We start from the raw sequence: 15,122 nt of genomic DNA, 5'->3' as shown, positions 1-15,122 counted from the left end.
GTCAACCGTGCCCATCACACCCGACCTGATCGCCCGGACCGGCCTGCGGCTGCTGAACGAGGTCGGCCTCGACGGCCTGACCATGCGGATGCTCGCCAAGGAGCTGGACGTCCAGGCGCCCACGCTCTACTGGCACGTCAAGAACAAGCACGAGCTGCTCGACCTGATGGCCGGGCTGATCGTGGCCGAGGCGTCCGACGGCGTCGAAGCCCCCGGTCGCAACGAGACCTGGCAGCAATGGATCGCCGGCCTCGCCCGCAGAATGCGCGACGCGATGCTTCGCTACCGCGACGGCGCCAGGGTCGCCGCCGGGTCCTACTCGACGGGTCCGTCCATCGGGCGCACGTTCGAACTGGTTCTGCGCACGCTCACCGACGCCGGCTTCTCGACCACCGAGGCGGCCCGCGCGTTCCCCGCCGTCCTGCACTACGTCGTGGGCTTCACGATCGAGCAACAAGCGCGCACGGGCGAGAATTACGAAGGCCCCAACCCGTATGCGCAGAAGATGACCATCGACGAGACCCGGTATCCCCTGACGGCAAGCGTGACGAAGGAGCTCTACGCCCTCGACAGCGACGACAACTTCGAGTACGGCCTGCACATCGTGCTGGCGGGCATCGAGGCCGTTCGCCAGAAGGCCGTCCCGTGATCATTCGGCTCGACGGCGCCCACGCGCGGGCAAGACGACGGCGATCACCGGTGCCGGCAAGCGATCACCGAAGAGCAATCGTCACGGCCCCGCGATGGAAGCCGCATCCCGGCTCCGGGAGGGGGTGAGCAGGGCGGGCACGCCGCCCGCGCCGAGGGGCGGGCGGGCACGCCGCCCGCGCCGAGGGGCGGGCGGGCACGCCGCCCGCGCCGAGGGGCGGGCGGGCCATGGGGGCCCTGGGCGTGGGCCGGATGAGTCCGCACACCGTCCGGTGCTCGCGGCGGTGGCGGGCCTCAGGAGTCGGCGGAAGTGGATGAGAACGTCCAGGATCGGTTCGGTGGCCGCCGCCATGGTGGCGGCTGCGGGAAAGACGCCCTTGCCGGTCCGGTCGGGCCGGCAAGGGCGTCACCCTTCTAGTTACGAGAGGGTTCAGGAGGTACCAGGAGGTACGCGGTATGCGCGTGGCCCGGGACCCGCGGGGGATCAGAAGTAGATGGAGCTGTAGTCCACCGACGGCCAGGTCGTGATCTGGTCGGCCACGTCGTACAGGATGGGGTCGATGTCGGCGAAGTCGGGCAGGCCGTCGTTCTCGCCCCGGCGGTTGAAGAAGGCGGCGTAGGTGATTCCGTCGTACCTTCTGCCGAGGAAGGTGTAGGTGCCGGGCAGGCTGCCGTTGTGCCAGGTGTTCAGCCCGCCGTTCGCGGAACGGACGTACCAGCCTCCGCCGTACCACGACCCGGAGGAGAAGGTGCCCCACTCGGGCTTGGCGAAGGCCCGGGAGATCGACAGGGAGCTCAGCAGGTTCACCGACGACGGCGTGTCGAAGACGCGCTGGAACCTGACGAGGTCCATGGCCGTGGCCACCCAGCCGCCGGTGGCGTCCAGGTTGGCCATGTTGAACCCGCCGTAGGGGTACGGGACGGTCGCGCCGGACTCGTCGAGCACCGTCGTGGCGGTGTACCTCGACTCGTAGGGCACCTCGCGGGCCGTGTCGGCCTTCAGCGTGCGGCCCAGCCACATGCGGGTGATCCCCAGCGGGGTGAGCAGCTTGCTGGTGACGTACGACCCGTAGCTCATCCCCGTGATCTCCTCGATCACCCGGCCGAGCAGCATGTAGCCGTAGTTGGAGTACACGTACTTGGAGCCGGGCGTGAAGTCGAGCGGCAGGCTCGTCATGTAGGTCATCATGTCGGCGTGGCTGCTCGGCAGATCGGTGCCGAGCGTGGTGGCGATCTTCCGGTCGGCGAAGGTCGGGTCTCCCGAGATCGCCTTGTCCCACCCGCCGGAGTGCTGCATCAGCCGCCACATGGTCACATTCGCCAGCCGCGCGTCGGCCGTCTTGCCCGCCATCGGCTTCAGGTCGAGCAGGCTGGTCACCGGGGTGCCGAGGTTCAGCCTCCCCTCCTGGGCCAGGCGCAGGATCGCCGTCGCGGTGATGTGCTTGCTGAGGCTCGCGATCCGGAACAGGCTCGTCGGCGCCACCCCGGGAACCGGCGTCGCGGCCGTGGACAGCGTGTAGCCGCGGGTGAAGACCAGCTTGCCCTTCCGGGCGATGGCGAGCTGTCCGGCGGTGATCCCGCGGGCGTACATGAACTTCTTCATCGCGACGTCGAAGGGGATCAGAGCGGAAGGCACGTTCCCCCTGGCGACCACGGCCTCCCAGGGTTCCGCGGAGGACGCCAGGGCCGGCCGCCCGACCGCGATTCCGATCGGCGCGACCAGCGCGGCCTTCAGGACGTCTCGCCGATTAAGCACACAGCCCCCGATCAGTAGACATGTCCGAATGTGGTGCTGATGGTAACGACGGGACCGCCGTGACAGGTGCGCTTTGATCAAGCCGCGCGCGTCCGCGGCGGGGCCGCGGATACTTTGCCCTTGCGCTAAGTGTTCCGGTGGACAATAGTTAGCCGTGTGGCACAGTATTCGGCGGAGCTCGACGGTGTGTTCGTCGCCCTCGCCGACCCGACCCGGCGCGGCGTCATCCGGCGCCTCGGACGAGGGCCGACGAGTGTGGGCGATCTCGCCCGCGAGTTCCCCATGACCCTCCCCTCCTTCATGAAGCACGTGCGGACGCTTGAGGCGAACGGCCTGATCCGCACGGTCAAGTCCGGACGCGTACGCACCTGCGTGCTCAACCGCGACCGTCTCTCCCTTGTCGAGGACTGGCTCGCGGAACAGCGCCGGATCTGGGAGGAACGCACCGACCGGCTCGAACGCCTGGTCACCGATCCAGAGGAGACCTGACATGAACCCCGATCTCGACCTGACCCTGGGACGGATCATCCGCGCCCCCCGCGCCGCCGTGTGGAGCGCGTGGACCGACCCGGCCGAATTCGAGAAGTGGTGGCTCCCGGCCCCCACCGTGTGCCGGGTCGATCGCCTGGACGTCCGGCCCGGCGGCGCACTCGTGACGCGGCTGAGCGAGGACGGGGTGGAGTTCGTCCCGCACGTCGATGCCAGCTTCCTCGTCGTGGACGAGCTTGAGCGGATCGTGTTCACCAACGCGATCGACAGCGCCTGGCGCCCGGCGAACCCCGCGCCGGTGCCCATGACAGCCGAGATCACGCTGCGCGATCACCCGGACGGCACGGACTACCGGGTCGTCGTCCGCCACGGCGATCCGGCCGCCCGCGCCCGCCACGAGGAGCTCGGCTTCGCCGAGGGCTGGGGCTCGGTCACCGAACAACTCGCCGTGGTCGCGGCGGGGTGACCTGACCGCGCCGACGGGGATCGCGCGGTGCTCGGGATTTTGCTCCTAGCTGGGGAAACGGTGGTGAGGCGTTTGGGGGTGGGGCGTACGGGCACACGTCGGGCCGGTGGTTGACAACTGGATCGGGTGCGCCTCTGGCCTCGTGGAAGGCTGCGTGGGTTATGGGATATTGGGGCCTGCTGGGCCGTGACCTGGCAGTGGATCTTGGTACCGCTAACACCCTGGTATACGTCCGCCGGAAGGGGATCGTGCTGAACGAGCCCTCGGTGGTCGCGATCAATCGGCACAGCGACCGGCTGGTGGCGGTCGGCAAGCAGGCCAAGAGGATGATGGGGCGCACGCCGTCGCACATCGAGGTCGTCCGGCCGCTCAAGGACGGGGTCATCGCCGACATCGACGTCGCGGAGAGGATGCTCCGCAAGTTCCTGCAGATGGCGCATCCGTCCCGGTTCCTGGCCAAGCCGCGCGTGGTCGTGGCGGTGCCGAGCGGGACGACGGGGGTCGAGCAGCGGGCGGTCAGGGAGGCCGCGTACGAGGCCGGGGCGCGCCACGTGCACATCATCGAGGAGCCGATGGCGGCGGCCATCGGGGCGGGACTCAAGGTGAACGGGCCCGTCGGGAACATGATCGTGGACATCGGCGGCGGGACGACCGATGTGGCGATCATCGCCATGGGCGGGGTGGTGGTGTCGCAGTCGATCCGGGTCGGCGGGGACGAGATCGACCAGGCCATCATCGCGTACGCGAAGAAGGAGCACGGGCTGCTGCTCGGCGAGCGTACGGCGGAGCATCTGAAGATCAGCATGGGGTCGGTGGCGGCCGACGTGGACGGGCAGCGGCCCCCGGAGGACGACCTGGACGGCGAGGCGTCAGCCGTGTCCCGGCAGGTCGCCCGGCCGCCGGAGGCGGAGTTCGGCCGGGCCGATGGGGGCGAGTGGGGGTACGGGGAGCGGGGGAGCGCGGCTCGGGTGTTCGGGCCGCTGTACGGGCCCGCGTTCGGCGACGGGGAGTCGCAGGAGCTCGCGAGCCGGGCGCCGGTGCGGCGGGATCGGCCGATCGACCGGCTGATGAACGCGCGGGCGCGGTTCGCGGCCGGTGGGGCGCCGATCACGATCCGGGGGCGGGATCTGGTCACGGGGCTGCCGAAGACGGCGGTGATCTCGCCGGGCGAGGTGGAGAAGGCCATCGACGACCAGGTGCAGACGATCGTGGACGCCGTTCAGACGACGCTGGACCAGTGCCCCGCCGAGCTGGCGGGCGACCTGCTGGACAACGGGATCGTGCTGACCGGCGGCGGCGCCATGCTGAAGGGAATGCTGGAGCGGGTGGCCGCGACGACCGGCATGCAGGTCAGGCGGGTGGAGAAGCCGCTGCACTCGGTCGCGCTGGGCGCGGGCAGGTGCGTGGACAGGTTCAGCGCCTACCAGGACGTCTTCCTGCCGGATCGGCGCAGGTGACGGAGCGGGTGGGATGCAGCGCCGCTCCCGGGTGGCGAGGGTCGCCCCCGTCCTGCTCGTCCTGGTCGCCTTCACGCTCATGGCCCTGGACCACACCCGCGGCGAACGTTCGCCGCTGATCCCGCTGCGGGACCTGGCCGCCGCCGTGTACGGCCCCGTCGAGAGATCCGTCTCGGCCGTCGCGGGCGCCGTCGCCGTGGCCCCCGGCGCGTACGCGCGCATCGACGAACTGGAGCGGGAGAACGCCCGGCTCGCCGGGGAGCGGGCCGCCGCCGTCGCCCGGCAGACCCCGCCCGCCGCGGGCACGGGCGGGCGGGACGCCGTGGCCGCCCGGGTGGTGGCCGTGGGCGGCGGCGCCGGGTACGAGGACACGGTCACCATCGACGCTGGCTCCGAGGCGGGCGTGGAGGCGGAGACGACCGTGGTGAACGCCGACGGGCTGGTGGGGAGGGTGGCCCAGGCGGGCACGGGCAGCGCCGTGGTGGTGCTGGCCACCGACGCGACGACCTCGCTCGGCGCCCGTCTGGAGGACACGGACGAGGTCGGCGTGGTCACCGGCGGGGGCGACGGCCTGACCGGCGCGGGACTGCTCCGGCTCCGCCTGCTCAACTCCAACGCCCGGCTCACCCAGGGCCAGCGGGTGGTGACGCTGGGCTCGGCCGGCTCGCGCCCGTACGTGCCGGGGGTGCCGATCGGCGAGATCGTGGCGGTGGAGGACCGCAAGCCGGCCCTGGTCGCCCTGGTACGCCCGTTCGCCCGCTACACCGCGCTCGACGGCGTGGCGGTGCTCAGGCCCGGCGGCCGGGGGGCGAACCGATGAGGCGCCGGATCGCGGTCGCGCTGCTGATCCCGGTGCTGCCGGTCCTCCAGGTGACGCTGGTGAACCGGCTGCCGTTCCCGGCGCCGGACCTGGCGCTGGTCCTGGCGATCGGCGCGGCGCTGGCGCTGGGCACCGGCTGGGGCGCGGCGACCGGCTTCGCCGCCGGGCTGCTCACCGACCTGGTGCCGCCCTCCGACGGCACGATCGGGCGCACGGCGTTCGTGCTGTGCGTGGTGGGGCTGTTCTGCGGCTGGGCCGCCGCCGACCGGCCGCTGCCGTGGAAGGCCGCCGCGGCGGTGGTGGGCGTGCTGTGCGCGCTCGGTCTGGAGACCGGGCTCGGCATGCTGCTCGGCGATCCCCGGATGACCTGGCCCGCGATCGAGCCGCTGCTGCCGCTGTCGCTGCTGGGCGGCGCGGTGGCGGTGCCGCTCGTGCTGGGGCTGGCGTATCTGCTGGGGGCGCGGGCCGCCGGCCCAGGGGAGCGGGAGACGGCGCGGTGAACGGGATGCCGGAGCGGGAGGCCGCGCGGTGAACCGGCGCGGGGCCCCGCGGGCACGGCTGGCGGTGCTGCACGTCGTGGTGGTCGCGCTGCTGCTCACGCTGCTCGGACGGCTGTGGCAGGTGCAGATCATGAGCGGCGCGGCGTACGAGGAGGCCGCGGTGGAGACCCGGGTGCGGCAGATCGCGCTGCCCGCGCTGCGCGGCCAGATCCTGGACCGCGAGGGCCGCCCGCTGGTCGCCAACCGGAGCCTGCCGGTGGTGTCGGTGGACCACATGGCGCTGCGCGACCAGCCCGACGGCGGGCGCGCGGTGCTGACCCGGCTGGCGGGGGTGCTCGGCCAGTCGTACGCCGACCTGGCCGCCAAGACCCGGCTGTGCACGCGGGAGGTGCCGCGGCCCTGCTGGCCCGGCTCGCCGTACGAGCCGATCCCGGTCACCGCCGACGTGGACGTGCGCACCGCGTTCCAGATCATGGAGCGCGCGCGGGAGTTCCCCGGCGTGAGCACCGGCTTGCAGCCGATCAGGTCCTACCCGTACGGCACCGCCGCCGCCCAGGTGCTCGGCTACCTCCAGCCCGCCCCGCGCGAGGAGGCGGCCCCGAAGGACGCCACCGGGGTGACCATGGTGGGCCGCGCCGGCCTCGAAGCGGTCTACGAGCGCGACCTCGCCGGCACGCCGGGCCGCCGCCTGGTCGCGGTGGACAGCGCGGGCCGGGTGGGCCGTCAGCTCCGGCAGACCGATCCGGTGCCCGGGAACGACCTGGTGACCAGCATCGACGCCGACGTGCAGCAGCTCGCCGAGCAGGCGCTCGGCCGGGCCACCCGGCGGGCGGGCGACGGCGGGGCGGCGGTGGTGATGGAGGCGCGCACCGGCCGGGTGGTGGCGCTGGCCGGCGCGCCCACCTACGACCCGAACGTGTGGACCGGCGGCATCACCACCGCCGAGTACGAGCGGCTGTTCGGCGCGGAGGGCGGCAGGCCGCTGCTCGCGCGGGCGGTCGCGGGGGAGTGGGCGCCGGGCTCGACCTGGAAGGTGGTCTCGGCGTCGGCGGCGATCAACGCCGGGTACAGCACGACCGCCTGGTACGACTGCCCCGGCTCCTACCGCGTCGGCGCCCGCGACTTCCGCAACTACCGCGGCCTGGACCTGGGCCCGATGGACATCCGCAAGGCCCTGGTGGTGTCCTGCGACACGATCTTCTACCGGTTCGCCGAGGAGCTGTGGCGGCGCGACGGCGGGCTCAGCCCGGTCGCCAGGCCCGCGGACGTGATGCAGCGCACGGCCCGCGCGTTCGGCTTCGGCGAGCCGACCGGCATCGACCTGCCAGGTGAGGCCGCCGGGCGGGTGCCGGGCCGCGCCTGGAAGAAGGCGCGGGCCGAGGGCGCCGCCACGGAGGCGGAGCGGCGCGAGGCCGCGACCTGGTGGCCGGGCGACGCGGCCAACTTCTCCATCGGCCAGGGGGACGTGCTGGTCACGCCGGTGCAGCTCGCCCGCGCGTACGCCGCCATCGCCAACGGCGGCACCCTGTTCAGCCCGCGCGTGGCCCAGCGGGTGCAGCGCGACGGCGAGGTGGTGCGCGAGATCGAGCCGCAGGTCGTCGGACGGCTGCCGGTCTCGGCGCAGGTCCTGGCCTACATCAGGTCGGCGCTCGCGGACGTGACCCGGGTGGGCACGGCCGAGGAGGCGTTCAAGGGCTTCCCCCGGGCGAAGCTGGCCGTCGCCGGCAAGACCGGCACGGCCGAGGTGGCCGGTCGCCGGGACACCTCCTGGTTCGCCTCCTTCGCCCCCGCCGCGTCCCCGGAGTATGTCGTGGTCGTCATGGTCTCCCAGGGCGGCAAGGGCGGTGACGTGGCCGCGCCGGTGGCCCGGGAGATCTGGGCCGGCATGTACGGCCTGGAGGACCCGCGGTGAGCGCGGCGCGGGCGGCGTACCGGGAGCGGGGCGGGACGTGGCGGCGGCCGTTCGCGCTGCGGGTGGTGGACAGGCTGAAGCGGCCCGACTGGGTCCTGTACGGCTGCGCGGCCGCCCTCACGCTGACCGGGCTGCTGCTGATCTGGTCGGCGACCCGGCCGGGGCTGATCCAGCAGGGCGGCGACCCGTCCTGGTTCCTGCGCCGCCAGGGGATCGCGGCCGGGATCGGCGTGGCGCTCATGGTGCTGATCGCCCGCTCCGACCTGCGCATCCTGCGCGCGTACGTGCCGATGCTGTACGTCGTGGCGCTGCTCGGGCTCGCGGTGGTGCTCTCGCCGCTGGGCAGCACGGTCAACGGGTCGAAGTCGTGGATCGTGCTGGGCGGCGGGGTGCAGTTCCAGCCGTCGGAGTTCGCCAAGCTCGCGCTGGTGTTGGGGGTGGCCGTGCCGCTGGGCGAGCTGCGCGACGGGGAGCGGCGGCCGGGCGTGGGCGCGCTGCTGCTCGCGCTGGTCCTCGCGGCGCTGCCGGCGCTGCTGATCCTGGCCGAGCCCGACCTCGGCACCGCGCTGGTGTTCGTGGCGATGACGGCCGGCATGGTGCTGGTCTCCGGGGTGCGCAAGGTGTGGCTGGGCGCGCTGGCCGCCGCGGGCGTGGGCGTGGCGGCGCTGGCCTGGTTCCTCGGCCTGATCCGGCCCTACCAGCTCCAGCGGCTGCTGGTGCTGGCCGACCCGGACGCCGACCCGCTCGGCGCCGGCTACAACGCGGCCCAGGCCAAGATCGCGATCGGCTCGGGCGGGTTCTCCGGGCAGGGGCTGTTCCGCGGCGGGCAGACGGCGGGGGAGTTCGTGCCCGAGCAGCACAGCGACTTCATCTTCACGGTGGCGGGCGAGGAGCTGGGCTTCGTGGGGGCGGGGGCGATCCTGGTGGTGATGCTGGCGCTGCTGTGGCGGGGGCTGCGGATCGCCGCGCGCAGCGTCACGCCGTACGGGACCGTGATCGCGGCGGGGACGGTGTGCTGGCTGGCCTTCCAGACCTTCGTCAACGTGGGCATGACGCTCGGCATCATGCCGATCATCGGGGTGCCGCTGCCGTTCCTTTCGTACGGGGGGTCGGCCACGATCTCCGGGCTGGTCGCGGTCGGCCTGCTCCAGGCGGTGCACCGGCAGGTGGGCCGGGGAATGCCGTAACCGTCAGTAGTGACTTAGTGGGAGATATCGCACCATCATTGTGTAAGAGGTGGTTTTTTCACTTCTGTCCGGGTAGCCGCTTGTCATGGCGGACAGAACCATCCACGCTGTCGTGGTCGGCGACGTGATGCTCGACTCGTGGCTGCGCGGCCCGGTCAAGCGCATCGCGCAGGAGGCCCCGGTGCCCGTCGTCAGCGTCGAGAACGTGGACGAGGCGCCCGGCGGGGCGGCCAACACCGCCGCCAACCTCGCCGCGCTCGGCGCCCGGGTGCGCCTGCTCGGCGTCGTCGGCGCCGACGAGTGCGGGGAGCGGCTGACCGGCATGCTCCGGCTGCGCGGCGTCGATACCTGGCTCGCCGCGGTGGCCGGCCGGCGCACCTCGCACAAGCGCAGGCTGATGGCCGGCGGCCAGCTCGTCGCCCGCTACGACGAGGAGGACCGCGGGCCGGTGCCCGAGCCGGTCGAGCGCGAGCTGACGCGGCGGCTGGCCGCCGCCGCGGAGACCGCCGACGTGGTGATCGTGTGCGACTACGGGAGCGGCGTGTGCACCCCGGGCCTGCGCCGGGCGCTCGCCGCGCTCGCCCCGCCCCTCCTCGTCGTGGACGCGCACGCGGTCGGGCCGTGGCGGGAGTGCGCCCCGACGGCCGTACTGCCCAGCTACGGCGAGGTCCTGCAGCTCCTCGCGGAGGCGGGCGAGGACGGCGGCGAGCCCGCCGACCGGGTGCGCCACCTGGCCGCCCGCTCCGAGCGGCTGCTGGAGGTCACCGGCGCCCAGATGGTGGTCACCACCCTGGACGGCGACGGCACGCTGCTGCACCGGCGCGGGCGCGAGCCGTACCGTACGTACGCCGAGCCCGCTCCCGAGCACATGACCACCGGCGCGGGCGACACCTACACCGCCGCCTTCGCGCTGTGGCTGGCCGGCGGCGCCCCGCCGGAGGAGGCCGCCGAGGCCGCGCAGGCGGCGGCCGGCGTGGTCGTGCGCAGCCCCGGCACCGCCACCTGCTCCCGGCACGAGCTGCTGCGCGCGCTGCGCCAGGAGGACGGCCTGGTGCAGCCGCCCGAGCGGGTGGCCAGGCGGGTGGACGAGCACCGCCGCCGCGGGCACAGGATCGTCTTCACCAACGGCTGCTTCGACGTGCTGCACCGGGGCCACGTGGCGTACCTGGAGCAGGCGCGCAGGCTGGGCGACGTACTGGTGGTCGCGGTCAACAGCGACGCCAGCGTGGCCCGGCTCAAGGGCCCCGACCGGCCGGTCAACTCCTGCGAGGACCGGATGTCGGTGCTCGCGGCGCTGCAGCCCGTGGACTACGTGACCAGCTTCGACGAGGACACCCCCGAGCGGCTGCTGCGCATGATCCGCCCCGACCTGTACGTCAAGGGCGGCGACTACACGCCCGAGATGCTGCCCGAGACCGACCTGGTGCGCGAGCTGGGCGGCGAGGTGCGGGTGCTGGACTACGTGCCCGACCGGTCCAGCACCGCGATCATCGGCCGGATGAAGGCGCAGGACGTGGGGTGAGCGCGACGACCGTGCCGGGCGTGCGCCGGATCGCGGTGCTGCGCGCGAACGCCCTGGGCGACCTGCTGCTCGCCTTCCCCGCGCTGCACGCGCTCAAGAACGCCTACCCGGACGCCCGGCTCACCCTGCTCGGCCGTGAGTGGCACGCCGCCTTCCTCGCCGGGCGGCCCGGCCCGGTGGACGACGTGGTGGCGCTGCCGCCCATCTCGGGCGTCTCGGGCCCCGAGGACGGCTCCCGGCCGCCGCCGCGCCTGCTGGAGGCCCTGCGCGGGCGCCGCTTCGACCTGGCCGTCCAGATGCACGGCGGCGGGGGCAACTCCAACCCGTTCGTACGCGCCCTGGGCGCCCGGGTCACGGCGGGCCTGCGCGCCGAGGGCGCCGAGCCGCTGGACCGGTGGGTGCCCTACGTCTACCACCAGCACGAGACCCACCGGCTGCTGGAGGTCGCCGCGCTGGTCGGCGGCGCCACGGCGGAGTACGAGCCGCGCGTCGCCGTGACGCCCGCCGACCGCGCCGAGGCGGCCCGGGTGCTCGGCCCGCCGGCCGCCGGCCCCCGCCTGGTCGCGATCCACCCCGGCGCCGTCGATCCGCGCCGCCGCTGGCCGCCGGAGCGCTTCGCCGCCGTCGCCGACCACCTCGCCGCCACGGCGGGGCCGATCTCGTTCGTGGTCACCGGCACCGAGCCGGAGCGCGAGGTGGTGGAGAAGGTGGTCGCCGGGATGAGCGTCCCGGCCCGCCCGCTCGTCGGCGCGCTGTCCATCGGCGGCCTGGCCGCCCTGTACGAGCGGTGCGCCCTGCTGGTCGGCAACGACACCGGCCCGCGCCACCTGGCCGGAGCCGTGGGCACCCCGACGGTGTCGGTCTACTGGTGCGGCAACATGATCACCGCGAGCCCGCTCGGCCGCGCCCGGCACCGCCCGCTGATCTCCTGGACGGCGGCCTGCCCGGTGTGCGGGGCCTGCGGCCTGGACCCGGGCGCGGAACGCTGCCCGCACGACGTGTCCTGGGTGACCGACGTGCCGGTGGACGACGTCATCGACCAGGCCCTCGACCTCCTGGCGCCGGGATAGGCAGGTAGTACTCCACCCGCTCGGCACCCTCCCCACCGCCGGGCGCCGGGCTCCGTACGGCGGCAGGCTGCGGCACCCGTTCGCCGGCAGGCCGTGAGACGCGTTCACCCGCACGCTGTGAGACCCGTTCACCCGAAGGCGCCGGCACCCGTTCGCCCGAAGGCTGTGGCACCCGTTCGCCCGCGCGTGCCGGCACCCGCGGGGCCGGGACGTGTTCGGCCGGGGCGGCCGGGACGTGTTCGGCCGAAGCGGCCGGGACGCGTTCGGCCGGGGCCGCGGAGACCCGTCCGGCCGGGGGCGGCTGGGCGCGTCGCCGCCTGCGGTGCCGTCCGGCCGTGGCGGGCTGGGGCCGCGCCACCGTACGCCGGGCGACCAGCACGATCGTGCCGACCATCACGCCCAGCGCGATCAGGCCGGTCGTCGGCACGAACTCGACCGGGACCGCCTCCCGCCCGCTCATCCCGGCCGCGCTCACCGCCTGGGGCGGCACCGGCTCGGGGGCCGTGTGCCCGGCCTGGACCCGCAGCGCCTCGGCCTCCACGAACTCCTTGACCTTGCGCGGCACGCCGTACCCGACGACCTTGCTCTCATCGCGCACCTTGCGCTTGAGCCACACCCGGTCCACGTTGGCCTCGATGGTGTGGATCTTGCCGCCCGCGACCCGCTCCACGATGCCGACGTGGTCGATCTTCTTGATGTTCTTCGAGCCCGACCAGTCGAAGAACACCAGCGCGCCCACCTCGGGCTCGGAGGTCCAGGCGCCGCGCTGCTCGAACCAGCGCGCGTGCGAGGGCGTCCAGGCGAACTCGCCGACGAACTCCGCCACGCCCGCCCTGTTCGCCGCCCAGGCGATGAACATGTCGCACCAGGGGGCGTTCTTGTACTGCGGGTCGTCAACCGCCTTGGAGTACCACGCGCCGAATTTGGTGTGCTGTCCGGCCCTCTCCTTGTAACCGAGTTCCGGCTTTATGACCTTGAGCAGCTTGCCGGTGATGTCATCCGAGCCGCTCAAGTGAGTCCCCGGGCACAGGAACGCTCCACATGACTCCTCATCCGACGGCGTACGGCGGCGCGCCCGCCCCGCACAGGGTGATCGCTTTCGCTATCGATGGACTTTAATCAGACATTCTGGGAATTTGTCGGCTATGCCGGTTTTGATGTTTTACGCGAAAATCGCTCGCTGATTGGCTATCATCGATGCTCACGCTCTGTGACCTGGGATACCCAGGGTGGCCTATGTGACGCCGTGGAGAAATGAGTAGTATCCGCCCGGTCACACGATCCTGCACACCGGAGTGAGCGCATGCCTTTCGTCGTCGATCTGACCCGGCGGACCGTCGAGCGGGAGGACCGCACCCGCGAGCGGGGCCACTTCGGCGGCTCCATCCTGGGGTTGCGGCTGCTGTCCGAGCGGACGCCCGCCGGGCTCGACGCGTACGCGCCCGAGGCCCTGGTCTACATCGCGGCCGGCATGCTCGGCGGCACCGACGCCCCCGGACTGGCCAAGGCGGTGTTCCTGGCCAAGTCGCCGCTCACCGGCGCCGCCGGCGAGGCCCACGCGCTCGGGCCCTTCGCGGCCGGCATGCGCGCGGCCGGGGCCAAGGCGCTGGCGATCGCCGGGCGCGCGCCGGCGCTGTCGTACGTGCTGGTGGAGGACGGGCAGGTGTCGGTGCGCGACGCCGGGGAACTGCGCGGCCTCGGCACCGCCGCCACCACCGACGCGCTGCGCGCCCGGCACGGCGTCCACGCCCACGTGGCCGCGATCGGCCCGGCCGGGGAGAACCTGGTCCGGTACGCGAGCGTCGTCACCGACTACGCCTTCCCGGCGGCCCGGTACGGCCTGGGCGCGGTGCTCGGGGCCAAGAACCTCAAGGCCGTGGTCTGCGTACCCGGACCCGGCGGCGACGGCCCGGTGCCGGGCGCCGACCCGGTCACGCTGGCCCGGCTGGCGGCGGCGTACCGGGAGGCGATCCCCGGCAACCCGCTCGCCTCCTGGCAGCACGCCGAGCCCGGCTTCGCCGCCTGGGTCAGCGACGGCCTCGCCCCCGGCTACGGCTCGGTGCGCAACTTCAGCGTCACGGGCGAGCCCGGCCTGCGCCTGCCGGTGGCCGAGTCGTACGCGGGGCGCGCGCTCGCGACCGCCGGCAACTGCCCCGGCTGCCCCACCGACTGCCTGAAGGTCTACGCCCCGCCCACCACCCGCGAGCGCAGGTCGGGCGGCCTGGGCCAGGAGGCGTTCCTGGCGCTCGGCTGGAACCTCGGCATCGACGACCTCGACGCCATCCTCGACGCCAACGCCCTGGCCAACGACCTGGGCCTGGACCAGGTCTCCCTGGGCGGCACCCTGGCCTTCGCCATGGAGTGCGCCGAACGCGGCCTCCTGCCCGCCGGCGCCCCCGCCTTCGGCGAGCCCACGGCCCTCCCGGCCCTCATCCACGACATCGCCCACCGGTCGGGCCCGTACGGCGCCCTGCTGGCGGAGGGCTCGGCACGCGCGGCACGGGCCATCGGCGAGGAGGCGGCGCCGTACGCGATGGTCGCCAAGGACTGCGAGCTGCCCGGCTTCGACCCGCGCATCCAGCCCGGCATCGGCCTCGGCTACGCCGCCGCCCCCGGCGGCCCCCGCTACGACGCCCTGGAGCACGACCTCGACTTCGACCCGGAGGAGGGCCTGCCGTACTGCCTCCCCGAGGCCGCCCGGGTAGGCGCCCACCCCGCCCCGGTGCTGACCCTGGACGCCGACCGGGGCCGCCGCACCGCCCGCCTGCTACGCCTGTGGAGCGCCCTGGACGCCCTCAACATCTGCCTGTTCGCGAGCACCCCCACCCGCCCCCTGACCATCGACGACATCCTGACCCTGGTAGAGGCCGCCTCCGGCACCCCGATGACCCTCCCCGGCCTCCTTGAGGCGGGCCAGACCCGCCTGGACCTCATGCACGCCTACGCCCTGCGCGAGGGCGTGACCGCCGAATCCCTCCCGTCCCGCTTCCACGACACCCCCGTGGAGACGGGCCCGTACCAGGGCGCCCGCCTGGACCGCAAGTCCTGGTCAGAAGCCCTGACGGCCTTCAAGACCGAACTAGGCTGGTAACCGCTCCCACCCGTTGCCCACTACCTCTGATAACCCACCTGGCGCCCACCCGGGCCCGCGCGCGTCGCGCGCGGGCAAAAGGCCCTCGCTTCGCTCGGGCGTCTTTCTGTGTGTCGGGCTTCGCCCGACGCTAGCGCCCAACGCTCCCACCCGTTGCCCACCACCTCTGATAGCCCACCTGGCGCCCACCCGGGCCCGCGCGCG

13 protein-coding genes are annotated in these 15,122 nt (G+C 73.5%); 11 read left to right on the top strand and 2 right to left on the bottom strand.

Features of this window, described 5'->3' with window-relative positions; all coding sequences use genetic code 11:
* The first annotated feature begins 7 nt into the window (after positions 1–7).
* Positions 8–649 (top strand): TetR/AcrR family transcriptional regulator C-terminal domain-containing protein, encoded by a 642-nt coding sequence (locus HNP84_RS38635; RefSeq protein WP_185054990.1) that lies wholly within the window; start codon positions 8–10, stop codon positions 647–649.
* Positions 650–1,132: 483 nt separating this feature from the next.
* Here HNP84_RS38635 and HNP84_RS38630 read toward each other — a convergent pair whose 3' ends face one another.
* Positions 1,133–2,404 carry a serine hydrolase domain-containing protein gene (locus HNP84_RS38630; RefSeq protein ID WP_185054989.1) on the bottom strand — a complete coding sequence of 424 codons (1,272 nt, stop codon included), beginning with the start codon at positions 2,402–2,404 and terminating at the stop codon, positions 1,133–1,135.
* Between the two features lie 156 nt (positions 2,405–2,560).
* Between HNP84_RS38630 and HNP84_RS38625 the strand changes: the two genes are divergently transcribed.
* The 9 genes from HNP84_RS38625 (at position 2,561) to HNP84_RS38585 (ending at position 11,827) form a co-directional block, all read left to right on the top strand.
* On the top strand, positions 2,561–2,893 hold the full coding sequence (locus HNP84_RS38625) for an ArsR/SmtB family transcription factor (RefSeq protein WP_185054988.1): 333 nt from the start codon (positions 2,561–2,563) through the stop codon (positions 2,891–2,893).
* Between the two features lies 1 nt (position 2,894).
* Positions 2,895–3,359 (top strand): SRPBCC domain-containing protein, encoded by a 465-nt coding sequence (locus HNP84_RS38620; protein ID WP_185054987.1) that lies wholly within the window; start codon positions 2,895–2,897, stop codon positions 3,357–3,359.
* A gap of 161 nt (positions 3,360–3,520) precedes the next feature.
* Positions 3,521–4,816, top strand: coding sequence for a rod shape-determining protein (locus HNP84_RS38615; protein WP_185054986.1), 1,296 nt, complete (start codon positions 3,521–3,523; stop codon positions 4,814–4,816).
* A 13-nt stretch (positions 4,817–4,829) separates the two neighbouring features.
* The gene (gene mreC, locus HNP84_RS38610; RefSeq protein WP_185054985.1) at positions 4,830–5,636 is read left to right on the top strand and encodes a rod shape-determining protein MreC; all 807 of its coding nucleotides are present in this window, start codon (positions 4,830–4,832) and stop codon (positions 5,634–5,636) included.
* Entirely contained in the window at positions 5,633–6,136 is a 504-nt protein-coding gene (locus HNP84_RS38605) for a rod shape-determining protein MreD (protein WP_185054984.1), read from the top strand. The genes mreC and HNP84_RS38605 overlap by 4 nt, the downstream gene beginning before the upstream one ends.
* Positions 6,137–6,164: 28 nt before the next feature.
* Positions 6,165–8,048, top strand: coding sequence for a penicillin-binding protein 2 (mrdA, locus tag HNP84_RS38600; protein WP_185054983.1), 1,884 nt, complete (start codon positions 6,165–6,167; stop codon positions 8,046–8,048).
* Entirely contained in the window at positions 8,045–9,235 is a 1,191-nt protein-coding gene (gene rodA, locus HNP84_RS38595; protein ID WP_312926703.1) for a rod shape-determining protein RodA, read from the top strand. Before mrdA ends, rodA begins: the two co-directional genes overlap by 4 nt.
* 85 nt (positions 9,236–9,320) lie before the next feature.
* Positions 9,321–10,757, top strand: a complete 1,437-nt coding sequence (gene rfaE2, locus HNP84_RS38590) for a D-glycero-beta-D-manno-heptose 1-phosphate adenylyltransferase (protein ID WP_185054982.1) — start codon at positions 9,321–9,323, stop codon at positions 10,755–10,757.
* Positions 10,754–11,827 carry a glycosyltransferase family 9 protein gene (locus HNP84_RS38585; RefSeq protein ID WP_185054981.1) on the top strand — a complete coding sequence of 358 codons (1,074 nt, stop codon included), beginning with the start codon at positions 10,754–10,756 and terminating at the stop codon, positions 11,825–11,827. The genes rfaE2 and HNP84_RS38585 overlap by 4 nt, the downstream gene beginning before the upstream one ends.
* Here HNP84_RS38585 and HNP84_RS38580 read toward each other — a convergent pair.
* Entirely contained in the window at positions 11,790–12,839 is a 1,050-nt protein-coding gene (locus tag HNP84_RS38580; protein WP_185054980.1) for a CHAP domain-containing protein, read from the bottom strand. The genes HNP84_RS38585 and HNP84_RS38580 overlap by 38 nt on opposite strands.
* A 291-nt stretch (positions 12,840–13,130) precedes the next feature.
* Between HNP84_RS38580 and HNP84_RS38575 the strand changes: the two genes are divergently transcribed.
* Positions 13,131–14,918 carry an aldehyde ferredoxin oxidoreductase C-terminal domain-containing protein gene (locus HNP84_RS38575; protein ID WP_185054979.1) on the top strand — a complete coding sequence of 596 codons (1,788 nt, stop codon included), beginning with the start codon at positions 13,131–13,133 and terminating at the stop codon, positions 14,916–14,918.
* Positions 14,919–15,122: the final 204 nt, after the last annotated feature.

Origin of the sequence: Thermocatellispora tengchongensis (assembly GCF_014202315.1) — a bacterium.
Taxonomy (GTDB): domain Bacteria; phylum Actinomycetota; class Actinomycetes; order Streptosporangiales; family Streptosporangiaceae; genus Thermocatellispora; species Thermocatellispora tengchongensis.
This window is presented reverse-complemented; position numbering and strand designations above follow the sequence as displayed.